Raw genomic sequence first — 20,275 nt, 5'->3', positions numbered from 1 at the left:
CGCCCGGCCGGCCGGAGCGCTTCCGTGAAATCGTTCATTGGGCCCCTTCCCACCCCGGCCGATACTCGGCCGCTTCGTCCCACCGCGAGATGCCATGAAGTACCGCTTTGCCGCCGGGGCGCTCCTTGCCGCCGCCCTCCTCGTTCCCGCCCATGCGCAGGTGATGCCCGCCATGGGGGCCGACGACGCGGACCTGCCCCTGCCCGCCATGCCGATGGCACCCATGGCGCCGCCCGCGGGCGTGCGCAAGATCACCGACGGCTCGCTCACCTGCGAGCAGATCCATGCGGAGTCGCGCAGCCTGGAGGAAGCGATGGTCCGGCACCGCGCCGCGTCCGATGTCGCCCAGGCGGAAGCCAACCAGGCGCAGCAGGCGATGATGTCGCGCGCCTCCGGCAGCATGGCCATGCCGATGGCATCCGGCCTGCTCGGCATGATCCCCGGCGGCAGCCTGATCAGCGGCATGGCCGCGCAAGCCGCCATGTCGTCGCAGATGTCCGCGATGCAGGACGGCACGGCCAAGATGACGGCGTCCTACCAGCGCGTGGCCCAGGTGCAGGAGCAGCTGGCCCACGCCCAGGCCCGCAACGACCACCTGGTCGGCCTTTTCCTGCAGAAGAACTGCAAGCTGCCCGAAGGCGCGGCCAAGCCCTAGGCCGGGTTCTTCCTCAGGCGCCTTCCAGCTTCGACTGCGCCTTCAGGCAGCGTTCCGCCAGCCCGGGAGCGCCGATGGACTCGGCCCACGGCCGGAAGCCGCGCTTCGGCCCGCGCCAGCGCAGCTCCTCCACGTCCTGGAACAGGCTGGCGTCGGTGCGCAGCGTGGCCAGCGTCTTGAACAACAGGGCCTCCTCGCGCCGTCCGGCCAGCACCTGGGGCGGAAAAGCCTCGATCGGCCCGTGCTGGTTCAGGAGCCGCGCCGCGCCGACGCGCCCGATCCCTTCGATGCCCGGATAACCGTCCGCCGCGTCGCCGACCAGCGCGAGGAAGTCCGGGATCAGTGCCGGCACCACGCCGAACTTCGCGCGGATGTCGCTCTCGGCGCGGATCTTCTTGCCTTTTCGGTCCACCTGCAGCACGCGGTCGCCGCGCACGCACTGCGCCAGGTCCTTGTCCGGCGTCCAGACCAGCACCTTCTCGACCCGCGCGTCGCGGTCCGCCAGGTGCGCCGCCGAGGCGAGCGCGTCGTCGGCCTCCAGCTCGGTCATCGGCCACACGGCCACGCCCATGAGCGCCAGGCCTTCCTCGAGCGGGTGGAACTGCGCCCGCAAGGCGGGCTCGATGCCGGCGCCGGTCTTGTAGCCGGCCCACAAAGCGTTGCGGAAGGACTCGATCACGTGGTCGGTCGCCACGCCGAGGTGGGTGGCGCCGCCCTCCACCATCTGCAGCACGCCGTTCAGCACGCCGGCGACGGCGCCGTACGGACGGTCTTCGCCCTTGGTGAAGCGCCGCAGCCCGTGGAAGTGGCGGAACAGCTCGTACGTGCCGTCGATGAGGTCGATGACCATGCGTGGGGAGGACGGGGCGCCGCGACCCCGGCGGCGCCCGCTCCCGCGAGCTTAGCGGTAGTAGGGGTTGTGCGGGGCGTTGTCGTAGCGGTTCGGCACGCCGTCGCGGTCCGCGTCGCGATGCGCGCGGCGCGCGTGGCGGGCGGCGTCGTGGTCGTAGAAGCGCGAGTCGCGGTCGTACAGGTTCGGCACGCCGTCGCGATCCCCGTCGCCCCACGGGCCACCGCGACCCCGGCCGTAGCCATGGCCATGGCCGTGGTACACCGGCTGCGGCTGCACGTAGACAGGCCTCGGCTGCACGTACACCGGCTGCGGCTGAACGTACACGGGGGCCGGCTGCACGTAGCGCACCGGCGGCTGCACGCCGATCGACACGTGGATGTCCGAGCGGGCTTGCGCCGCGGACGTGGCGGCCAGCGCGCCGAAGGCGGCGACGGCGACCAGGAGGGGTTTGGCGAAGCGGTTCATGGAGGGCTCCTTGGTGAAGGTGCCTCCATGATCTGCCGGCTCAGATGAACCGAACCTGAACGGTGTTCACTCTTTCGTGGATTTCGGTTCCCGGGGGTCGGCGTCCCTTTCCTTGCGGCCTTCGCGGGCCAGGCGCACCGTCTCGTCCAGCACTTCGTCGTCGGAGGCGGATGGGATCGGCGCATCCTCGTGGCGGGTGGGGTCGTTGTCGGCCTCTCGGCCTCGATTGATCTCGGTCGGCATGGCGTCTCCTTCGGTGCAGGGAAAGCCATGTTCGGCCGCGGCCCCGGCCGCGTGCGGTGGGCGGGCGCTACGAGCCGGCGTAGGCGCCGGCCTACCCGCCGATTTCCGGCGCTTGACTTCGAGTGCGCTCTAGCCGGTGCAATCGCGGTTCTTTCCAAGGAGAACCCATGCATGCAGACGAAAGCAATCCGCACAAGGCCCGGATGCAGGCCATCATGGCCGCACTCGAGCGGGGCGACCGGCGGCCGTTCGGCGAGGCCCTGGCCGAGGACTTCACCTGGATCCTGCCCGGCCGCAATGCCTGGAGCGGGCGCTACGAAGGGCGCGACACCGTCCGGGAACGCCTGTTCCAGCCCCTCTTCCGGCAGTTCACCGGCACCTACACCAACACCGCCACGCGCTTCATCGCGGAAGGGAACGTGGTGGTGGTGGAATGCCGCGGCCATGTCATGACCCGCAAGGGCAAGGCGTACGACAACACGTACTGCTACGTCTGCCGCTTCGGCGACGACGGCCTGCTGCACGAACTGGTGGAGTACATGGACACGCAGCTGGTGGCCGACGTGCTGGAGCCGCCCTCAGCCGCCTGAGCGGCGGGACAGCCAGTCGTCGTACAGCGCGATCTTGCGATCCAGCAGCGCGGCGGCCTGCTGCAGGTCGTCGGCGCGCTGGCGCACCTTCTCGCGGTGCGCCAGCAACAGCGCGCGGCATTCGGCGAGCGTCCCCTTGCCCTGGCGCATCAGCCGCGCGTAGGCCTGCATGTCGCGGATGCTCATGCCGGAGGTGCGCAGGCGGTCGATCAGCCCCAGCCACTCGACATGCGCCTGGCTGAACATCCGGCGGCCCGCGGCGTCACGGGCGGCGCCCGGCATCAGGCGTTGCGCTTCGTACCACCGGATCGTGTGCACGCTGCGGCCGGACAGGCGCGCGAGCTCGCCGATGCGCAGTGTCGGCGTGGTGTCGGGGCGGAGGCGCTGGGGTTCGGCGGCCATCGGTGGCGAAAGGATACTGCGGTGCGGCGCCCTCCCAACGGACGGCTGTGCTTCCAGGACCCTGTCCTGTAGCATGCCCACGGCCGACCCACGACGGAGAACCCGCCTTGATCCCCACGCGCCGCCGGACCCTGCTCGCCTTCCTGCTCGCCCTGTCCGCGGGGCTTTCCTCCTGCGGCGGCGGAGGCGGCGGCGGGGATGAAGCCCCGGACGCCGGGGCTCCCGGCGGGGTCGGCGGCGAGGTGGTCTTCTCCACGGTGAAGGCCACCGCCAGCGGCCAGGTCTATACCGTCCAGACCTTCCTGCCCGCATCCTATGCCGCCGGCAGCACCCGGCTGCCAGCCATCTACGTGACCGAGGCCGACGCGATGTACGGGGCGAACGGGCAGCAATCGCGTTTCGACGCCTTCAAGGGCGTCATGCAGCGCCGGGGCACCCAGGCCATCCTGGTCGGCATCCACGGCACCGCCCGCCGCAACACGGACTTCCTGCTGCCGGGCGCGGCGCACTACCTCGACTTCATCGCGAAGGACCTGGCGCCGCAGATCGAGCGGCAGTACCGGGCCGATGCGGCGAAACGGATGCTCTCGGGCCTGTCGCACGGCGGCTACTTCGTGGTGGCGGCGCTGGTGCTGGAAGCCTCCGCCGGAACCCCGAGCTTCTCGCACTACCTGTCGACCGAGGCCAGCTTTGGCGGCCACGGCAACACGGCAGGGTTCCTGGAGTTCGAAAAGCAACTGGATGCTTCCGGTCGCCCCGCCCCCGCCACCCTCTTCCTCGCGGGCGCGCCCGGCTTCAACGGCACCGCCGTCGTCGACCCGCTGCATGCGCAGATGACTGCCCACGCGCACGCCGGCCTGACCCTGGTGAAAGCACAGTACGCGACGACGCACGTCGGGGCCGACCTGCCCGCCTTCGAGGAGGCCCTGGCGCGCTTCGCGCCCTAGGCGCCGAGCAGGTGCCCGGCGGCGCCGCTCATTCCAGCGGACCGGGCTGGGTGTTGCGCTTCTCGTCCAGGTAAGGCGCCACGCTCTCGGCGCCCTTGCCGCTGCGGCGTCCCGCCGGCTCGAGCGGGCGGGCACGGCCGTCCCCGCGCTCCGGTTCGCCGGCCCCTGCGATCTTCTGCATCAGCCGTTGCAGCAGCGAACTGGACTCGCCCGCGCGGGTGCTGCGGTCCTTGTCGTCGGCCCGGGCACGCGCATCTTGCTTGTTGCTGTTCCTCATCGGTGCACCGAGTAGAAGTCGCGCAGCGCTGCAATGCAACACCGGGCATGCAACACGGGTAACCGGGCATCACATGGGCACAATGCGCGGCTTGTCGATTCCGGTCCGCCCCGTTCGTCATGGGGGAGGAGCCCTCCGGGGCATCGCGGATCCACGCAGAAAGGCAACAACAATGAAGAACGAAGAAACCGGCCGGAACAGGCGCTGGTGGGCGCTGTACGTCCTGTGCCTGGGCGTGCTGATGATCGTGCTGGACACGACGATCGTGAACGTCGCCCTGCCCTCCATCCGCACCGACCTGAAGTTCACCGAAACGGGGCTGGTGTGGGTGGTCAACGCCTACATGCTCACCTTCGGCGGCTTCCTGCTCCTGGGCGGCCGGCTGGGCGACCTGTTCGGCCATCGCCGCACCTTCCTCGCCGGACTGGCGCTGTTCACGGCGGCATCGCTGGCCTGCGGACTGGCGAACACGCAGGGGCTGCTGGTGGCGGCACGGGCCATCCAGGGGCTCGGCGCCGCCGTGGTGTCGGCCGTGGCGCTCTCCCTCATCATGAACCTGTTCACCGAACCCGGCGAGCGGGCCCGGGCCATGGGGGTCTATGGTTTCGTGTGCGCGGGCGGCGGCAGCGTGGGCGTGCTGCTGGGCGGCGTGCTCACCAGCTTCCTCAGCTGGCACTGGATCTTCCTGGTCAACCTGCCGATCGGCATCGCCGTGGCCTTGCTGTGCCGCGCGCTGATCGCGCCGGGGGAGCGCAGCGCCAGGCAGTCCCTCGACTGGGGCGGTGCGATCACCATCACGGCGGCGCTGCTGCTGGCGGTGTACGCGGTCGTCAACGGCAACGAGGCCGGCTGGCGGTCCACCCGGACCCTCGGCCTGCTCGGCGCCGCGGTCGCCCTGTTCGCCCTCTTCCTCGCCATCGAACGGCGCGTGGCGCAACCGCTGGTGCCGCTGGGCCTCTTCCGCCACCGCAACCTCGCCACGGCGAACGTGGCCGGCGTGCTGTGGGCGGCGGCCATGTTCGCGTGGTTCTTCATGTCCGCGCTGTACATGCAGCTGGTCCTGGGCTACACCCCACTGCAGGTCGGCCTGGCCTTCCTCCCCGGCAACCTGATCATGGCGTTCATGTCGCTCGGCGCGTCGGCGCGCATCGTGATGCGCTGGGGCATCCGCGGCCCGCTGGCCGTCGGCCTCTGGATCGCGGCGCTGGGACTCGCGCTGTTCGCGCGGGCGCCGGTCGACGGCACCTTCGTGCTCGACGTGCTGCCGGCCATGGTGCTGCTCGGCATCGGCGCGGGCATCGCCTTCAACCCCATGCTGCTGGCCGCCATGAACGACGTCTCGCCGCAGGACTCCGGCCTGGCGTCGGGCGTGGTGAACACCTCCTTCATGATGGGCGGTGCGCTGGGGCTTGCGGTGCTCGCGAGCATCGCTGCCGCCCGGACGACCGGCGCCGGCGCCGCTGGTGCGGTCGACGCCGCCGCGCTCAACGCCGGCTACCAGCTGGCGTTCGCCATCGGCGCGGCCTTCGCCGCCGGCACCGGCCTGCTGGGCTGGCTGGCGCTGCGGGAGACCGGCGCCGCGCCGCAGGCGCAGGCCGCGGGATCGATGCACTGACACGGCTGCGCGACGGCGCCCTGCGCGTCGTGCGATGCTTGCCGCATGCGACCCGAGCCCGCCACCGTCCTGATGCTGCCCGGCCTGCTGTGCGACGCCGCCGCGTGGTCCGGCGTCATCGCGGCGCTGCCGGGCATCGACTGCAGGGTCGCCGGCTACGGTCGCCTCGACGCCATCCCGGCCATGGCGGCCCACGTGCTGGCGTCGGTGGCGGGCAGCGGCCTGCGCGTGGCCGGCCATTCGATGGGTGGGCGCATCGCATTGGAGATGGCGCGGCAGGCGCCGGAGCGGATCGACCGCATCGCCCTGCTGGACACGGGCTTCCAGCCGCGACCCGGGGGCGAAGCCGGCGCGGAGGAGGAGCGGCAGCGGTGGGCGCTGGTGCAGCTCGCGCGCGACCAGGGCATGCGCGCGATGGGCGAACGCTGGGCGCAGGGCATGGTGCACCCGGACCACCTCCGCACGCCGGTGTTCGAAGCCATCCTGCGCATGATCGAACGCAGCGACCCGGAGGCCTTCGAGGCACAGGTCCGCGCCCTGCTTTCCCGTCCCGATGCACGGGACGTGCTGGCGACGCTGCGCTGCCCCACCCTGCTGGCTTGCGGCCGCGAGGACGCATGGAGCCCGCTGGCGCGCCACCAGGAGATGCGGGCGCTGGCGCCGCGTTCGCAGCTCGTCGTGATCGAACACGCGGGCCACATGGCGCCGATGGAGCAGCCCGGAGCGGTGGCGGGCGCCCTGCGCTCCTGGGCGCTCGCCTGATCCACGCCGGGCGGCGCCGCGGCCTCAGAAGATGTGCCGCATCCCCACCGAGAAGCCCTGGCTCGATTCGCCGCGGCCCGTCGTCACGTACTGCGCCGGGAACCCGTAGTTGCCCACCGCGTTGTTGTCGATGTGGCTGAACACCGTGTAGATGGCGGTGCGCTTGGACAGGTTGTAGTCGTAGCCGACGGCGATCAGCTGTCCCTTTTCCGCGGGGTTGCCGATGTTGTCGGTGAGCCGGCCGTGGATGTAGCTCACCTTGAAGTTTCCCGGCCCGACGGGGAAGATCGCTCCCAGCAGCAGGCTGCGCGTCTTCGCCTCGTGCGCCGGGTTGCCCGTCAGGCCGCCGCCGGCCGCGGTGGCGCCCTCCAGGGACTCGGTCACGTACTGTCCCTGCACGCGGACCCAGCCGAAGTCGTAGCGCGCCGACAGGTTGGTGTTCAGGTAGTCGCCCTGGTTGTTGACCGCGCCGATCGCGCCGGCCGTGTTCTGCGTCAGGCCGGCGCTGAAGGCGACCGACCACGGTCCGCTCGCATAGCCGATGCGCACGGCACCATGGTCCCCCGCGTGCCGCGGATTGCCGGCAGCCAGCGTGCCGTCGGACGGGTTCTCGCCCAGCGCCAGCGTCACGCGGCCGAAGAAGCCCTGGCCGTAACCCGGGGTGAGGTACTCGATCGCGTTCGACACATTCAAGGCCGTCTGCGTGTTGCGCAGGCCCAGGCGCAGCGTGACCGGCGTGCTGCTTCCGACGCCGTTGGTGAAGAACGGGTCGTACGGGGTGAAGTTCTCGAAGGCCGCCGTGTAGACCCGGCCGACGCGGACCTCGCCGAACCGGTTGCTGCCCAGCCCCACGTACGCCCAGCGGTTGAAGGTCATCGCCGAGGCGGCCGGGCCCGCGCCGCTGCGCTGGTTGTTGCTGTTCGAAGCGATGCCCAGGCCGGAGTCCGTGTTCAGGCCGGCCTCGAGCCGGAAGGTCGAGTACCAGCCGTCGCCGAGGTCCTCGCGCCCGTCGAAGCGCAGGAAGTTCGACTGGAAGCCGGAGCCGAACATGCCGGTCTTGCTGACGGTGCGCCCGCCCGCTTCCGTCCGCACGTGGGTCACCGCGGTGTCCAGCAGTCCCGAGAGGCTGACGCGCGATTGCGCGAAGGTGCCTGCCGACGCGAACGCGGCCAGCACTGCGATGCATTTCTTCATGGGTGTCTTCTCCTTCAGGTTGGGTGGTCTGCGACGGGAGCGATTCTCTGGAGCAGCCCGTCGGTGGCTCTGCGGGTAAGCCCCCGGCCCAGCCTGTATTTGCGAGCTTTTCGCGCGCCGGAATTCGGCGCGCGCCTTCACTGCGGCGGCAGCGGGTAGTCCTTCTCGTTGGCGACCTTGCCGGGCTTGGCGGAGAAGTCCATCCGCGGCGGCGCGAAGATGTCCAGGAGCCACGCGCCGCCGTCGTTCAGGTTGCGGCTGGTGTGGACCACCCTGGGCGGGATCACGGTGAGCGAGGGGCTGCCGACCTCCGGGTGTTCGTCGTCACGCCAGGCCTTCATGTCCGGTACCCACGGATAGCGCAGGTGGTGCACCCAGGTGCCGCGCAGGGACAGCGAACCCTGTTCGAAGTCGGCGTGCGAGTGCGGACTGAGCTTGCCGACGTCGCGCGCGACTATGCGGGGCGTCATCACGTTCAGCATCAGGTTGGTGCTGCGGAACAGGCGCATGTTGCTGTCCGCCTGCGTGTGCTGCGCCAGGGGGTAGTGGCGCAGCTTGAAGCCGTCGGCGGGCGTGGGCCACGGCACCAGGGGCGCGACGTCGGGCGCGGGCTGCGCGTAGTCGGCGGCGTTGCCCGCCGCGGCCAGCAGGTCGCCCGCCTGGTGCGAGAAGAGGCGGACGACCTGCCCCGCGCCGTGCAGGACCACCTCGCTGTCCCCGGGCGGCACGATGGTCACCGACTCCGCGCCGGCCTCGAGGGTCTCGGCGCCGGCGCGGATGGTGGCGCCGCTCTCGACCAGCAGCACCATGTACTCGTCGGGCTGCGCGCGGCGCTCCAGCCGCGCGCCGGCCTGCGCCTGGGTGAGGCTTACCACGAAGTTGGCGCCGCGCGCCACCCAGCTGCGCGCGCCGGGGGCTTCCAGTTGCGGGGCCTGGTCGTGCCAGCGCACGACGGAAGCGGGACGAAGGGGGGAAACGGTGGTCATGCGGACTCCGGAGAACGGGCGCGGGCGGCCGCCTGCGCCGCCTGGCGCAGCAGCGACTGGTCCGAACCCTGGATGAACCAGCGGACGCCGAGGGCGCGGTACTTCTCGCGCTCCGCGACGCTGCCGACGAACATGCCGGCGGCCTTGCCGGCGGCGAGGGCCACGCGCACCACGTGCTCCGCGGCCTCGAGCACGCGCGGCTCCTGCGCGTTGTCCAGGCCCATGGAGAGCGCGAGGTCGGCGCGGCCGACGAAGAGGACCGCCACGCCCGGCACGGCGGCGATGCGCGCGGCGTTCTCGACGGCCGGCACGCTTTCGATCTGGCAGGCGACGACGTTGCGGTCGCCCTGCGCGATCGCCTGCTTCATGCCCAGGGTGCCGTAGCCGGCCGCGCGCGGCGAGCTGGAGTAGCCGCGGTCGCCGCCGGCGTAGCGGCAATGCGCGACCACCTCGCGGGCATCCTGCTCGGTGTCCACGTGCGGCACCAGCACGCCGGCCGCGCCCATGTCCAGCACCGACAGCAGGCTGGCGGCACTGCGGTCCTCGACGCGCACGAACAGCGGCAGGCCCGCGGCGCGGCCGGCGAGCATCGCGAGGTCCAGCGCGGCCCGGTCGTAGGGTGCGTGCTCCGCGTCGAGCACCGCGAAATCGAGCCCGCTGCCGCCGAGGATCTCGATGACCTGGGGCGACGTCGTCTTGACGAAAGTGCCGACGTGATGGCCGGCGCCGGTGGGAAGGCTGTAGCTCATGGCGTCTCCGCGGCCGGTTCGCCGGGCGGCCGCTGCAGCGCCGGACGGTGGAAGATCTCGCCGAGGGCCGCGTAGTACGGGCCGCCCAGCCGGGCGATGGGCCGCAGCTTCACGCTGTCGACGTGGCGGCCGTCGTAGACGGCGTCGGACAGCTGGAAGGCGAGGACCTCGCCGATGTAGAGCGTGTTGAGGCCGCGTCCCAGCGTCACCGACTGGTCCAGCCTGCACTCCATGTGGATCGGGGAAGCCGCCACCCGCGGCACCGGGGTGACGGTCCCGGGCAGCAGTTCGATGCCCAGCGCCTCCGGCTCGCCCACTTCCGGCGGGTAGTCGGCGCCGCACAGGTGCATGGTTTCCATCACGGCTTCGGTCGCGACGTTGACGCAGAACCAGCCGGTCTCGCGGATGTTGCGCGCGGTGTCCTTCAGCACGCCCTGGCGCGTGCCGATGTTGACGGCCACCATCGGCGGGCTGTGCGCCACGTAGTTGTAGGAGCTGAAGGGCGCGGCGTTGACGCGGCCGTCGCGGTCGACGGTCGTGATCCAGGCCACGGGACGCGGCACCACGACGCCGCAGATCAGGCGGTAGGCGGTGGCCGTGTCCATGCCCTGCGTCGGCACGGCGGTGTAGCGGTGGCTCACCGGTGCGCCCTGTGGCCGCCTTTGACGAACACGCGCTTGCCCGTGTCGTGCCAGACGGCCTGCTGCTCGCGGTGCGTCAGCAGGTCGGAAGCGTCGATCATCCGCTGCACCATGTCCTTGTAGGTGCCCGAGGAGGTGCCGATGTCGGAGCCCCACATCACGTGGTCCGCGCCGAACAGGTCGACGGCGCGGCGCAGCACCTTGTTGGCCGGGAAGCCCTCCTCGCGGCAGTGGTCCAGGTTGATGGAGGTGAACTTGAAGAAGATGCGCGGCTTGCCGGCGAGCTGCTCCCAGCGCGCGTCCAGGCCGAAGTGCTCGCCGTCGTGCAGCTCGGGCTCCAGCAGGTGGTCCAGCACGATGCGGGCGTTGGGGTAGCGTTCCGACAGTTCCAGGATCGCGGGGATCGAAGGGCCGCCGCCGCCCTGCGCCAGCACCTCGAGGTCCATCACCAGGCCGGCTTCGTCGATCACCTTCCAGCTCTCGAGCGCCTGCGGCGAGTTGAGCCACGGCATGCTGCCATCGGGCTTGCGGCCGCCGAACAGGCGCAGCCCCGCGAGGCCGTGCTCGCGGATCCAGCCGCGCACCTTTCCCGGGGTCTCCGGGTCTTCCGCATCGAGGATGACGACGGCGGAGAAGACGTCCGGGTACTTGTCGGAAGAGTCCAGGATGTAGCTGTTGTCGTAGCGGTAGACCATGCGCTTCTGCACGGCGACGGCACCGTCGACGTTCTCCTCCCGCATCCACCGCAGCATCGGCTCGGCGTCCGGCACTTCGTTGATCGGGTTGGGGCCGTGGTGGCCGCCCGGGCGGCCGATCACGCCGGGCGGGCGATAGGGCGCGTCGGGCGCGCGCTGCATGGGGTTGCGGGGATAGCGGACCTGGTCGTGGGCGACGAGGTGCGCGTGGGCGTCGAACAGCAGGGGACGGGACGAAGGCATCCGTCGATCATCCCCAGCGCCACCGCGGGCGCCAAGCCGAGATTCAGCGGATTCCGCGACGCGGAAAGCGCGGCGGCGCCTTCAGCCGGCGGTGGTGGCCAGCGCGCGCGAGATGGCGGCGGACGCGTCGCGCAGCGGCGGCAGGAAGCGCGCGACGGCCTGTTCGGTGTCCAGCGCGGAGCTGAACCAGGTGATGCCCATGGTGGCGACCACGCGCTCGCCGTCGAAGATCGGCACGCCAATGGTGGAGGACTCGGGCCGCACGCGCGGGTCGCGCAGCGCGTAGCCGCGCTCGCGCACCTCAGCCAGCATGCGGCGGATGGCGGGCTCCTGCCCCGCGATCGGCTCGCTGCTGTTGTGCGCCAGCAGTTCCAGCAGCGCGTCCTGCTCGGTCGGGCTGCAGAACGCCAGGTAGGCGCGGCCGAGCGCCTGCGTGACCAGGCTCAGCCGCATGTTGATCGTGGAGTGGAAGAACGACAGCGGCGAATGCGGGATGGTGCTGTAGCGCACGATCATGGCGTCGCCGTCGTGCACGGCCACCGCCACCGGCCACTTCAGCTCCTGCGTCAGCGCTTCGGCCGGCGCGGCGGAAGCCTCGACCACGCGCGGCTCGCTGTGGTAGCCGCTGGCCAGCGCCTTCACCTCCGAGGTCAGGTAGTACGCGCCGTACTGCGGCGCGCGGCGCACCAGGCCGTCGGCCTCGAGCGTCTGCAGCAGCCGCACGATCGTGGGCTTGGGGATGGCCGTGTGCTTGTGGATCGCATCGACCGTGGTGACCGGCTGCCGGTTCAGCGCGCGCAGGATCTGCAGCGCCCGGAGCACCACGTTGACCGGGCGGGGAGTGGGCATGGTGAGGTCCAGTGTAGCGTGCAAGAATCCGCGCCCATGACCGGACAACCCGCATCGCTCGCCAACGTCGTCGACCTCCTGCGCCGCGCCCACCAGGGCGGGCCGGCGGCCGACGAAACCGCCGCCCTGCCCCACGTCACCTCGCTGGACGAGGCCTACGCCGTGCAGGAAGGCCTGTATGCCGCGCTCGGCCATCCGCCGGGCGTCGCACCGTACTGGAAGTCGGGTGCGCCGACCCGGTCGGACGCGATGCGGCACGCGCCGCTGCCGGTCGCCGGCGTGCGGCCGTCCGGGTCGGGCGTGGAAGGCCTGCACCTGCGCCACCGCTGGATCGAGGCCGAGGTGGCGCTGCGCATCGCCCGCGAACTTACGCCCGAAGCCGCCCGGCGCGTCACGCCGCACGACGCGCATGCGGTGGTCGATGCGATGTGCGTGTCGATCGAACTGGTCGACACGCGCTGGGCCGGCGGCCGGTCCGCGCCGCCCCTGCTGAAGGTGGCCGACCTCGTCGTGCACGGCGCGCTGGTGCTCGGCGACTTCGTGCCCTTCGCGTCGCGCCGCTGGGAGGAGCAGGAATGCCGCGTCCGCATCGGCGCAGCCGAGGCGCGCGCGTTCCGCGGCAGCCTCGGCATCGGCGACCCGGCCTGGGTGCTGCCCGAGTGGCTCCGGCACCTGACGCGCCACGGCGCCAGCGTACCCGCGGGCACCGTGGTCACCACGGGCACCTGGTGCGGCCTGCTCGACGCAGCCGAGGGCGACCGCGTGGTCGCCGAGTTCCCCGGCATCGGCTCGGCGAGCGTGCAGCTCTAGAGGCGCCCGGTCCTGCTCCCTCTCCCTCTGGGAGAGGGTTGGGGTGAGGGCCCGCGGCGCTCGAACGTGCCCCCACCCCCGCCCTCCCCCAGAGGGGGAGGGCGCCTGGAAGCGCTCGCGCTCAGGCTCCCAGCAGGAAGCCGCCTTCCAGGTCGACCAGCTGGCCGGTCTGCTTGGTGGCGTCGACCGCGAGCGACCAGGCCGCACGCGCGACGTCTTCCGGCGTCACCACCGTCGCCAGCAGCGCGCGCGCCTCGTAGCGCTTGCGCCGTTCCTGGAACACCGTCTCGCCGAGTCCCTTGCGCAGCCACTGGCCGTCCACCATGCCCGGCAGGATCGCGTTGACCCGGATGGCCGGTGCCAGGGCGCGCGCCAGCGAAAGCGTCAACGTGTTGACCGCGCCTTTCGAGGCCGCGTACGCGATGGAGGACCCCGTGCCCATGCGGCCCCCCATCGACGAGATGTTGACGATGCCCGGCGACGGCGCGTTGCGCATCAGCGGCGCGACGGCGCGGCACATCTGGAAGGTGCCGATCACGTTGACGCGGTAGATGGCCGCGAAGTCCTCGGCGCCCAGCGCCTCCAGGTCCTTCAGGTCCGCGAACTTGGTGGTGATGCCGGCGCTGTTCACCAGCGCGTCGGCGCGGCCCCAACGCTGCTTCACCTGATCGGCGAGCGCGCGGCATTGCGCGTCCTCGCCGACGTCGGCGCGTACCACCAGCGTGCCGGCGCCGGCTTCGCGGCAGGCCGCGGCCACGCGCTCGGCGCCCTCCGCGTGGCTCGCATAGTTGATCGCGACGTCCCAGCCGCGCTGCGCGAACAGCAGGGCGGTGGCCGCCCCGATGCCCGACGACGATCCGGTGACGATGCAGACGGGCTTGCTCTTCTCAGGCGCGCTCATGGGATTCCTTCGCTTGCTTCACTTGCCAGTACGGGGCCCGCAGTTCCTTCTTCGACAGCTTGCCCAGGGCCGATCGGGGCAATTCGTCGCGCAGCTCCACGCCCGACAGGCGCTGCGTCTTGCCGACCTGGGCGTTGACCCAGTCGCGCAAGGCGGCCGCATCGAGGCGTGCGCCCGGCCGCGGCATCACGATGGCCAGCGGCGTCTCGCCCCACTCCGCGCTGGGCACGCCGATGACCGCCGCGTCCAGCACGCCTTCGTGGCGGGCCAGCACGGCCTCCAGGTCGGCCGCGTAGATGTTGTGGCCGCCCGAGATGATCACGTCCTTGATGCGGTCCAGCAAGGTGAGGAAGCCGTCCGCGTCGAACCGGCCGACGTCGCCGCTGCGGTGGTACACGCGCCCCTGCGCATCGTGCCAGCGGATCTCCGCCGTCGCCTGCGGCCGGTTGTGGTACCCCGCCATCATGAACTCCGAGCGGCCGACGACTTCGCCGATCACGTCCGGCTGGCCTTGGGGCAGGCGGCGGCCGGCCTCGTCGATCAGGAACACCTCGCCCCCCGCCGCCGGCCGGCCGACGCTGGCGAGCTTGTCGGGATGCAGCCGCGCATCGAGCAGGCAGGTCACGCCGCCTTCGGTGAGGCCGTAGACCTCCAGGAAGCGGCCCGGCCAGCGCCGCAGCACCTCGCGCTTGAGCTCCACCTCCATCGGTGCGCCCGTCGACTGGCTCAGTTCCAGCGAGGACAGGTCGCTGCCGTCGAACGCGGGATGCGCGAGCAGGCGCTTGTACTGCACGGGCACCAGCATCGTGTGGGTGGCGCGCTGCCCGGCGGCCAGCGCCAGGAAGCGGCCGGCGTCGAACTTGCGCATCAGGATGCAGGTGCCGCCCGCCACCACCGTGCCCAGCAGCGGCATCAGCGTGGTGTTGGAGTACATCGGCGTCGACAGGAGGGTGCGCGCGTGCCGGCGGAAGAAGCCCCGGCGGGCGGCCTGCCGCTGGCGCATGCCGTGCAGGTGCACGATGCCCTTGGGCAGCCCCGTGGTGCCGGAGCTGTAGATGATGTTGAACGGGTCTTCGGCGTCGCCCGCCGGCAGGACAGCGGCCGCGTCGCCCCGGGACCGCCACGGGCCGAAGGCTTCGTCGTCCAGCGACACGACGCCGCGCCCGGTGCCGGCCGCCCACCGCGCCGCCATCGCGGCCGCGGCCGCCCCGGTCTCCGGGTCCAGGAACAAGAGCCGCGCATCGCAATCCGCCAGCAACGCCTCCAGCGTCTCGACGCTGGCGGAGACCGGCAAGGGCACCACGCAGGCGCGGGCGGCGACGATGCCGAAGAGGCATTCGACGTAGGCGAGCGACGCGCCGCCCAGCACGGCCACCCGGTCACCCGGCGCGACACCGCCGGCCACGAGCGCCTGCGCCACCTGCACCACGCGGGCGTGCAGCGTCCGCCAGTCCAGCGTCCGTCCTTCGACGTGGAAGGCCACCGCGTCGGGGCGCGCCGCGGCGTGCGCGGCGATGGTGTCGGAAAAGGGCGTGAACCCCGGCACGGGGTGTTCGATGCTCGTCATGCGCTAGCGGTCCAGGATCTGCAGGAGGGTTTCGGCCACGAGCGCGGGGCGTTCCTGCCCCTCGATCTCGATGGTGGATTCGAAGGTGAGGCGAGTGGCGGACGCGACCCGCACGCATTCCTTGAGCGACTGCCGCAGCCGCACCCGCGCGCCGACCGGCACCGGCGCCGTGAAGCGCACGCGGTTGCAGCCGTAGTTCAGTCCCTTGCCGCGCTGCCGGATCGTGTAGATGCCGCGCTGGAGCGCGGGGATCAGCGACAGCACGAAGAAGCCATGCGCGATGGTCCGGCCCTGCGGCATCTCGCGCGCGGCGCGCTCGACGTCCACGTGGATCCAGTGGTCGTCGCCCGTCAGCGCCGCGAAGGCATCGACCTGCGCCTGGTCCACGGTCACCCAGTCGCTGATGCCGAGCGGCGCCCCGCCGACGTGGACCGCCAGGTCGGCGGCATGCTCGACGACGACGCTCAAGCGCCCTCTCCCGCGGGTGCCGCCCGGGCCGGCACGCGGCCGGCGCTGACCAGCGACATCACGACGGCGCCATGCTGGTTGCGCACGGTGACGCGCGTGCGCACGATGCCCTTGAGCGGGTCGGAGTCGGAGCGGCGCAGTTCCGCGACCTCGCGCTGCACGATGAGCGTGTCGCCGGCGCGCACCGGCGCCTTCCAGCGCAGTTCGTCGATGCCGAGGCCCACCATCGGCGTGTCGCCGTAGCCGCCGGCCTCGACGAAGAGGCGCATCGACAGCGCCGCGACGTGCCAGCCGCTGGCGACCAGTCCGCCGAAGGGGCCGGCGGCCGCGCGTTCGGCATCGGTGTGCATGGGTTGCGGGTCGAAGCCGCGCCCGAAGGCGACGATCTCTTCGGCGGTGACGGTGGCGGGAGCGCTCTCCCACGATTCACCGATGCGGAAGTCCTCGAAAAAGCGTGCGGTCATGTTCCTCTTGCGGCAGGGGCCCTGCTCGAGCCGCGCAGGATGCACGATGGCGGCCGCGGAACGAAGCGGATTGTTCGCCCGTTCCGCCGGGCGAAATCGCGGGCCATGCCGCCGCGCCCGGACGCTTCACAATGGCCGCACGATTCCATTGCACGGAAAGCTTGGAATTCCGTGTTGTCCCGGCGAGCCGCTTTCCGGACACTGCGCGGACCAACAGCTGGAGACATACAAAGTGAAGTTCGCCACCATCGCCCGGGCCCTCGCCTGTGCCGCCGGGGGATTCCTGGCCCTGCCATCCACCACCCACGCGCAAGGCGACTGGCCCAGCAAGCCCGTGAAGATCATCGCCATCTTCGCGCCGGGCGGCAGCTCCGACCTCGTGGCCCGGCAGATCGCGCAGCACCTGAGCACGCACTACAAGCAGCAGTTCATCGTGGAGAACCGCGTCGGCGCCGGCGGCAACATCGGCGTCGACTACGTCGCCAAGGCGGCGCCGGACGGCTACACCTTCGCCCTGGGCACCTCCGGGCCGCTCGCCAACAACAAGTGGCTTTACAAGCCCATGCCCTTCGACGCCGAGAAGGACCTGACACCCATCGCGCTCGTCGGCGAGATCCCGCTGGTGATCGCGGCGAACCCGTCGGTGAAGGCCGGCAACCTGAAGGAGTTCGTCGCCCTGAGCAAGGCGTCGCCGAACGCACTGACCATCTCCAACCCCGGCAAGGGCACCATCGGGCACCTGGCCTCCGAATACCTGCGCTTCAATGCCGGCGCCAAGGTCACTTCCGTGCCGTACAAGGGCGATTCGCCGGCCATGACCGACGCGATCGCGGGCGTCGTCGACGCCGTCTCCACGCCGGTCACGGCGCTGCTGCCCAACATCCAGGGCGGCAAGCTGAAGGCGCTGGCCGTCGCATCGAAGGCGCGCTTCCCCGGCCTGCCCAACGTCCCCACCGCGGCGGAACAGGGCATCCCGCTCGAGGCGAGCGTCTGGAGCGCGCTGGTCGGACCGGCCGGCGTGCCGCCCGCCATCGTCAAGTCGCTGAACGACGAGATCAACAAGTACACCCAGTCCGCCGAGGGCAAGGCCAGGCTCGCGGCGCTGGGCATGGTGCCGCAATCGGCGACGCCGGCGCAACTGGGCAAGCTCATGGCCACGGAGGCCGCCAAGTGGAAACCGGTGGTCGAATCCGCGGGCATCTCGGCGGACTGAAGAAAGAGGCGATGGACAAGCTGCAGTTCTACATCGACGGTGCATGGGTCGACCCGGCGGTGCCGGCGACCCTGGCCGTCACCAACCCGGCGACCGAGGAAAGCTTCGCGCGCATCAGCCTCGGCTCGCGGGCCGACGTGGACCGCGCCGTCGCCGCGGCGCGCCGCGCGTTCGAGGTGACTTCGGCCGCGAGCGTGAAGGAGCGCCTGGGCTGGCTGCGCCACATCATCGAGGGCTTCCGCGCGCGGCTGCCGGAGCTGGCGCGCACGATGACCTTGGAGATGGGCTCGCCGATCACCTTCTCCACCGAGCGGCAGGCGACCGTCGCCCTGTTCCACTTCGAGGAAGCGGCGCGCGTGCTGGCCGAATACCCGTTCGAGGAGCGCATGGGACACGGCATCGTGCGCCGCGAGCCCATCGGTGTCTGCGGCCTGATCACGCCCTGGAACTGGCCGCTGAACCAGGTCGCCTCCAAGGTGGCACCGGCCCTCGCGACCGGTTGCACCGTGGTCCTGAAGCCGAGCGAGATCGCGCCGCTGAGCGCGACGCTGTTCGCCGAGATCGTCCACGCGGCGGGCCTGCCGCCCGGCGCCTTCAACCTGGTGAACGGCGACGGTCCCACGGTGGGCGAAGCGATCGCCGCCCATCCCGGCATCGACATGGTGTCCTTCACGGGGTCGACGGCGGCCGGCATCCGCGTGGCGAAGCTCGCCGCCGACACGGTCAAGCGCGTCGCGCAGGAACTCGGGGGCAAATCCGCCAACATCATCCTGGACGACGCCGACATCGCCGCCGCGGTGACGCAGGGCGTGCACGCCTGCTACACCAACGCCGGCCAGAACTGCCAGTCGCCCACGCGCATGCTGGTGCCGCGCCGGCAGCGCGACGCCGCCTTCGCCGCCGCGCGCCAGGCGGTGGAGACGATCAAGCTCGGGGATCCGATGGATCCGGCCACCACGATGGGGCCGCTGGTGAGCCCGATGCAGTACGAGAAGGTGCAGGCCCTGATCCGCTCCGGCATCGACGAAGGCGCCACGCTCGTGGCCGGCGGCACGGGCCGGCCGCCCGGCGTGGAGCGCGGCCACTTCGCGCGCCCCACGGTCTTCGGCGACGTCACGCCGGCCATGCGCATCTCCCGCGAGGAGATCTTCGGCCCGGTGCTGTCCATCCTCTGCTACGACACGGAAGAAGAGGCCGTGGCGATGGCGAACGACACGCCCTTCGGGCTGGCCGGCTTCGTGCAATCGAAGGACTTGCGCCGTGCCCGCGCGGTGGCCAACCGCATCCGCGCCGGCCGTGTCTACGTCAACGGCGCGGCCTTCGACCGCAGCCTGCCCTTCGGCGGCTACAAGCAGTCCGGCAACGGGCGCGAGTTCGGCGTCTTCGGCTTCGAGGAATACCTCGAGGTGAAGGCGCTGGTCGGCTTCGGGGACTAGCCGGCCCTTCGTCAGCGTACCGGGGGCTTCTGCCCCTGGATGAAGAGGCTCTTCTCCGTCTCCGGGATGCGGATCGCTTCGGCCACCGCCGAGCGCTCGTCCTTGGTCTTCAGGCAGTTCTGGAGCGCCAGCCACGCCGGCGCGGGCAACCGGCCATCCGGGGCGAGGTCGCCGGCCTTGGCGATCAGCGCGGAGCAGTCTTCGGCACTGCTGCTGAACTGCAGCACGGTGGTCACGATCTCGACAACTGCCTTCGAGACGTGTTCCGGCGCCTTGCCGCTGGCATTGCTCCCGCCGCCCAGGCTCGCCGTCGCGGTGACCGAAGCACGCACGCGCCGCTGGGCGTCCGCCAGCGTGCGCTGCGCCGCGGCGACGTAGGCCTCGGCGTTGCGCAGCTGGCGGCGGGCATCGGCCACCTCGATCTGCGCCTTGGCCTCGTCCTCCACCAAGCCGTCCAACGTGACCGTCTCGGCCTTCAGCACATCCTCCGCGGCCTTCTTCCCGTCGCTCGTCGCCTTGTCGTAGGCGGCCTGCGCCTCGACCACCTTCTTGCGCTGGTCGCCCGTGTTCTTCGCGGCCGCCTTCAGGGCCGCCACCGCGGTGTCTTCTGCCTTGCGCGCCGCCGCCAGGTCCGATTGCGCCGCCTTCAGGGCTTCGGTTTCCTTGTCCACGTTGTCCGCGCCGGTCGCCGCGCTGCCGGAGATGTTCAGCGACGCCTGGTCGGCCTTCACCGCGCCGGTGAGCTGCTCGATCGCCAGCAGGCCGAGCGTGATGTTCTGGCTGCGGCGCTGCAGTGCGTAGTACTGTTCGTGCGAGCTGGCGCCGTTCAGGTAGGTCAGGCAATTCGCGAACAGCAGGTCACGCAGCAGCTGGATGGATTGCGTGCGCAGCCCGACCGACGCGGACGTTTCCCCGGCCACGCCAGCCACGTTGAAGGGGTCGCGCGACGGGCCGGCGGGCACTGCTGGAGCCGGGAGCGGGATCCCGGTGGCGCCCAGCGAGGCCACATAGGCCGACAGCGCGTCGGGGCTGGGCTCGGCGCAGACCACGTACGAGCCGGGGGCGCCCGGCGTTTCGCCGCGTCGCGTGTTGGTGAGGATGGCCCGCTGCTTGATGTCGATCGCGACGCCTTCCGGCGCCGCGCCGGGACCGATCAGGTCGAGGTTGCGATGGATCGAGTTGAGGTTGGCGCACCCGGAAAGCGCCACCAGCCCCACGAAGCAGACCGCCTGAAGCATGCGCATGGAATC

At 71.3% G+C, this 20,275-nt stretch carries 24 protein-coding genes; 8 read left to right on the top strand and 16 right to left on the bottom strand.

The window, feature by feature from the left end:
- Positions 1 to 94 precede the first annotated feature (94 nt).
- Positions 95 to 655: a hypothetical protein gene (locus IM787_RS15900; protein ID WP_193677655.1), complete on the top strand. Its 561-nt coding sequence runs from the start codon at positions 95 to 97 to the stop codon at positions 653 to 655.
- 13 nt (positions 656 to 668) lie between these two features.
- Here IM787_RS15900 and IM787_RS15895 read toward each other — a convergent pair whose 3' ends face one another.
- The 3 genes from IM787_RS15895 to IM787_RS15885 all read right to left on the bottom strand — a co-directional run bounded on the left by IM787_RS15895 (position 669) and on the right by IM787_RS15885 (position 2,216).
- Positions 669 to 1,505 carry a 5'-3' exonuclease gene (locus IM787_RS15895; RefSeq protein WP_193677654.1) on the bottom strand — a complete coding sequence of 279 codons (837 nt, stop codon included), beginning with the start codon at positions 1,503 to 1,505 and terminating at the stop codon, positions 669 to 671.
- 51 nt (positions 1,506 to 1,556) lie between these two features.
- Positions 1,557 to 1,973 (bottom strand): hypothetical protein, encoded by a 417-nt coding sequence (locus tag IM787_RS15890; protein WP_193677653.1) that lies wholly within the window; start codon positions 1,971 to 1,973, stop codon positions 1,557 to 1,559.
- Positions 1,974 to 2,039: 66 nt separating this feature from the next.
- The gene (locus IM787_RS15885; protein WP_193677652.1) at positions 2,040 to 2,216 is read right to left on the bottom strand and encodes a hypothetical protein; all 177 of its coding nucleotides are present in this window, start codon (positions 2,214 to 2,216) and stop codon (positions 2,040 to 2,042) included.
- Positions 2,217 to 2,383: 167 nt separating this feature from the next.
- On the opposite strand from IM787_RS15885, the gene IM787_RS15880 reads away from it, so the two are divergent.
- Positions 2,384 to 2,806, top strand: coding sequence for a nuclear transport factor 2 family protein (locus tag IM787_RS15880; RefSeq protein ID WP_193677651.1), 423 nt, complete (start codon positions 2,384 to 2,386; stop codon positions 2,804 to 2,806).
- Here the strand turns inward: IM787_RS15880 and IM787_RS15875 are convergent.
- Positions 2,795 to 3,208 (bottom strand): MerR family transcriptional regulator, encoded by a 414-nt coding sequence (locus IM787_RS15875; RefSeq protein ID WP_193677650.1) that lies wholly within the window; start codon positions 3,206 to 3,208, stop codon positions 2,795 to 2,797. The two genes, IM787_RS15880 and IM787_RS15875, sit on opposite strands and share 12 nt — an antisense overlap.
- A 107-nt stretch (positions 3,209 to 3,315) precedes the next feature.
- On the opposite strand from IM787_RS15875, the gene IM787_RS15870 reads away from it, so the two are divergent.
- Entirely contained in the window at positions 3,316 to 4,155 is an 840-nt protein-coding gene (locus IM787_RS15870) for an alpha/beta hydrolase-fold protein (protein ID WP_193677649.1), read from the top strand.
- 28 nt (positions 4,156 to 4,183) lie between these two features.
- On the opposite strand, the gene IM787_RS15865 is transcribed toward IM787_RS15870, so the two are convergent.
- Entirely contained in the window at positions 4,184 to 4,432 is a 249-nt protein-coding gene (locus IM787_RS15865) for a hypothetical protein (RefSeq protein ID WP_193677648.1), read from the bottom strand.
- 172 nt (positions 4,433 to 4,604) lie between these two features.
- Here IM787_RS15865 and IM787_RS15860 point away from each other — a divergent pair, with 172 nt between their 5' ends.
- Positions 4,605 to 6,047 (top strand): DHA2 family efflux MFS transporter permease subunit, encoded by a 1,443-nt coding sequence (locus IM787_RS15860; RefSeq protein WP_193677647.1) that lies wholly within the window; start codon positions 4,605 to 4,607, stop codon positions 6,045 to 6,047.
- A gap of 45 nt (positions 6,048 to 6,092) precedes the next feature.
- Positions 6,093 to 6,809 (top strand): alpha/beta fold hydrolase, encoded by a 717-nt coding sequence (locus IM787_RS15855; RefSeq protein WP_193677646.1) that lies wholly within the window; start codon positions 6,093 to 6,095, stop codon positions 6,807 to 6,809.
- Positions 6,810 to 6,833: 24 nt separating this feature from the next.
- Here the strand turns inward: IM787_RS15855 and IM787_RS15850 are convergent, their stop codons facing one another.
- The 6 genes from IM787_RS15850 to IM787_RS15825 form a co-directional block, all read right to left on the bottom strand.
- Positions 6,834 to 8,003 (bottom strand): porin, encoded by a 1,170-nt coding sequence (locus IM787_RS15850; protein ID WP_193677645.1) that lies wholly within the window; start codon positions 8,001 to 8,003, stop codon positions 6,834 to 6,836.
- Positions 8,004 to 8,140: 137 nt separating this feature from the next.
- A complete protein-coding gene (locus IM787_RS15845; RefSeq protein ID WP_193677644.1) occupies positions 8,141 to 8,989 on the bottom strand; it encodes a cupin domain-containing protein in 849 nt (282 codons plus the stop codon).
- The gene (locus IM787_RS15840) at positions 8,986 to 9,738 is read right to left on the bottom strand and encodes an HpcH/HpaI aldolase family protein (RefSeq protein ID WP_193677643.1); all 753 of its coding nucleotides are present in this window, start codon (positions 9,736 to 9,738) and stop codon (positions 8,986 to 8,988) included. Before IM787_RS15840 ends, IM787_RS15845 begins: the two co-directional genes overlap by 4 nt.
- Complete coding sequence (locus tag IM787_RS15835) at positions 9,735 to 10,379, bottom strand: flavin reductase family protein (protein WP_193677642.1); 645 nt, start codon at positions 10,377 to 10,379, stop codon at positions 9,735 to 9,737. Before IM787_RS15835 ends, IM787_RS15840 begins: the two co-directional genes overlap by 4 nt.
- Positions 10,376 to 11,317: an amidohydrolase family protein gene (locus tag IM787_RS15830; RefSeq protein WP_193677641.1), complete on the bottom strand. Its 942-nt coding sequence runs from the start codon at positions 11,315 to 11,317 to the stop codon at positions 10,376 to 10,378. The genes IM787_RS15835 and IM787_RS15830 overlap by 4 nt, the downstream gene beginning before the upstream one ends.
- Before the next feature lie 81 nt (positions 11,318 to 11,398).
- Positions 11,399 to 12,166 (bottom strand): DNA-binding transcriptional regulator, encoded by a 768-nt coding sequence (locus IM787_RS15825; protein WP_193677640.1) that lies wholly within the window; start codon positions 12,164 to 12,166, stop codon positions 11,399 to 11,401.
- A 36-nt stretch (positions 12,167 to 12,202) separates the two neighbouring features.
- Here IM787_RS15825 and IM787_RS15820 point away from each other — a divergent pair, with 36 nt between their 5' ends.
- Positions 12,203 to 12,976, top strand: a complete 774-nt coding sequence (locus tag IM787_RS15820; RefSeq protein WP_193677639.1) for a fumarylacetoacetate hydrolase family protein — start codon at positions 12,203 to 12,205, stop codon at positions 12,974 to 12,976.
- A 121-nt stretch (positions 12,977 to 13,097) separates the two neighbouring features.
- Here IM787_RS15820 and IM787_RS15815 read toward each other — a convergent pair whose 3' ends face one another.
- The 4 genes from IM787_RS15815 to IM787_RS15800 are packed head-to-tail and all read right to left on the bottom strand — an operon-like array spanning position 13,098 to position 16,376.
- On the bottom strand, positions 13,098 to 13,877 hold the full coding sequence (locus IM787_RS15815) for an SDR family NAD(P)-dependent oxidoreductase (RefSeq protein ID WP_193677638.1): 780 nt from the start codon (positions 13,875 to 13,877) through the stop codon (positions 13,098 to 13,100).
- Positions 13,864 to 15,444 (bottom strand): class I adenylate-forming enzyme family protein, encoded by a 1,581-nt coding sequence (locus tag IM787_RS15810; RefSeq protein ID WP_193677637.1) that lies wholly within the window; start codon positions 15,442 to 15,444, stop codon positions 13,864 to 13,866. The genes IM787_RS15815 and IM787_RS15810 overlap by 14 nt, the downstream gene beginning before the upstream one ends.
- Before the next feature lie 3 nt (positions 15,445 to 15,447).
- On the bottom strand, positions 15,448 to 15,912 hold the full coding sequence (locus IM787_RS15805) for a MaoC family dehydratase (protein ID WP_227494398.1): 465 nt from the start codon (positions 15,910 to 15,912) through the stop codon (positions 15,448 to 15,450).
- Positions 15,909 to 16,376 (bottom strand): MaoC family dehydratase, encoded by a 468-nt coding sequence (locus tag IM787_RS15800; RefSeq protein ID WP_193677636.1) that lies wholly within the window; start codon positions 16,374 to 16,376, stop codon positions 15,909 to 15,911. The genes IM787_RS15805 and IM787_RS15800 overlap by 4 nt, the downstream gene beginning before the upstream one ends.
- Positions 16,377 to 16,608: 232 nt before the next feature.
- On the opposite strand from IM787_RS15800, the gene IM787_RS15795 reads away from it, so the two are divergent.
- Positions 16,609 to 17,589, top strand: a complete 981-nt coding sequence (locus tag IM787_RS15795; protein WP_193677635.1) for a Bug family tripartite tricarboxylate transporter substrate binding protein — start codon at positions 16,609 to 16,611, stop codon at positions 17,587 to 17,589.
- Positions 17,590 to 17,600: 11 nt separating this feature from the next.
- On the top strand, positions 17,601 to 19,025 hold the full coding sequence (locus tag IM787_RS15790) for an aldehyde dehydrogenase family protein (RefSeq protein WP_193677634.1): 1,425 nt from the start codon (positions 17,601 to 17,603) through the stop codon (positions 19,023 to 19,025).
- 11 nt (positions 19,026 to 19,036) lie between these two features.
- Here the strand turns inward: IM787_RS15790 and IM787_RS15785 are convergent, their stop codons facing one another.
- A complete protein-coding gene (locus tag IM787_RS15785; RefSeq protein ID WP_193677633.1) occupies positions 19,037 to 20,269 on the bottom strand; it encodes a hypothetical protein in 1,233 nt (410 codons plus the stop codon).
- Positions 20,270 to 20,275: the final 6 nt, after the last annotated feature.

This window comes from Ramlibacter pallidus (genome assembly GCF_015070875.1).
GTDB classification, from domain to species: Bacteria; Pseudomonadota; Gammaproteobacteria; order Burkholderiales; family Burkholderiaceae_C; genus Ramlibacter; species Ramlibacter pallidus.
This window is presented reverse-complemented; position numbering and strand designations above follow the sequence as displayed.

What these genes read in the sequence shown, in the direction of transcription:
- IM787_RS15900 (WP_193677655.1), top strand. Translation starts at nt 95, where the DNA reads ATGAAGTACCGCTTTGCCGCCGGGGCGCTCCTTGCCGCCGCCCTCCTC.
- IM787_RS15895 (WP_193677654.1), bottom strand. Translation starts at nt 1,505, where the DNA reads ATGGTCATCGACCTCATCGACGGCACGTACGAGCTGTTCCGCCACTTC.
- IM787_RS15890 (WP_193677653.1), bottom strand. Translation starts at nt 1,973, where the DNA reads ATGAACCGCTTCGCCAAACCCCTCCTGGTCGCCGTCGCCGCCTTCGGC.
- IM787_RS15885 (WP_193677652.1), bottom strand. Translation starts at nt 2,216, where the DNA reads ATGCCGACCGAGATCAATCGAGGCCGAGAGGCCGACAACGACCCCACC.
- IM787_RS15880 (WP_193677651.1), top strand. Translation starts at nt 2,384, where the DNA reads ATGCATGCAGACGAAAGCAATCCGCACAAGGCCCGGATGCAGGCCATC.
- IM787_RS15875 (WP_193677650.1), bottom strand. Translation starts at nt 3,208, where the DNA reads ATGGCCGCCGAACCCCAGCGCCTCCGCCCCGACACCACGCCGACACTG.
- IM787_RS15865 (WP_193677648.1), bottom strand. Translation starts at nt 4,432, where the DNA reads ATGAGGAACAGCAACAAGCAAGATGCGCGTGCCCGGGCCGACGACAAG.
- IM787_RS15860 (WP_193677647.1), top strand. Translation starts at nt 4,605, where the DNA reads ATGAAGAACGAAGAAACCGGCCGGAACAGGCGCTGGTGGGCGCTGTAC.
- IM787_RS15855 (WP_193677646.1), top strand. Translation starts at nt 6,093, where the DNA reads ATGCGACCCGAGCCCGCCACCGTCCTGATGCTGCCCGGCCTGCTGTGC.
- IM787_RS15850 (WP_193677645.1), bottom strand. Translation starts at nt 8,003, where the DNA reads ATGAAGAAATGCATCGCAGTGCTGGCCGCGTTCGCGTCGGCAGGCACC.
- IM787_RS15845 (WP_193677644.1), bottom strand. Translation starts at nt 8,989, where the DNA reads ATGACCACCGTTTCCCCCCTTCGTCCCGCTTCCGTCGTGCGCTGGCAC.
- IM787_RS15840 (WP_193677643.1), bottom strand. Translation starts at nt 9,738, where the DNA reads ATGAGCTACAGCCTTCCCACCGGCGCCGGCCATCACGTCGGCACTTTC.
- IM787_RS15830 (WP_193677641.1), bottom strand. Translation starts at nt 11,317, where the DNA reads ATGCCTTCGTCCCGTCCCCTGCTGTTCGACGCCCACGCGCACCTCGTC.
- IM787_RS15825 (WP_193677640.1), bottom strand. Translation starts at nt 12,166, where the DNA reads ATGCCCACTCCCCGCCCGGTCAACGTGGTGCTCCGGGCGCTGCAGATC.
- IM787_RS15820 (WP_193677639.1), top strand. Translation starts at nt 12,203, where the DNA reads ATGACCGGACAACCCGCATCGCTCGCCAACGTCGTCGACCTCCTGCGC.
- IM787_RS15815 (WP_193677638.1), bottom strand. Translation starts at nt 13,877, where the DNA reads ATGAGCGCGCCTGAGAAGAGCAAGCCCGTCTGCATCGTCACCGGATCG.
- IM787_RS15810 (WP_193677637.1), bottom strand. Translation starts at nt 15,444, where the DNA reads ATGACGAGCATCGAACACCCCGTGCCGGGGTTCACGCCCTTTTCCGAC.
- IM787_RS15800 (WP_193677636.1), bottom strand. Translation starts at nt 16,376, where the DNA reads ATGACCGCACGCTTTTTCGAGGACTTCCGCATCGGTGAATCGTGGGAG.
- IM787_RS15790 (WP_193677634.1), top strand. Translation starts at nt 17,601, where the DNA reads ATGGACAAGCTGCAGTTCTACATCGACGGTGCATGGGTCGACCCGGCG.
- IM787_RS15785 (WP_193677633.1), bottom strand. Translation starts at nt 20,269, where the DNA reads ATGCGCATGCTTCAGGCGGTCTGCTTCGTGGGGCTGGTGGCGCTTTCC.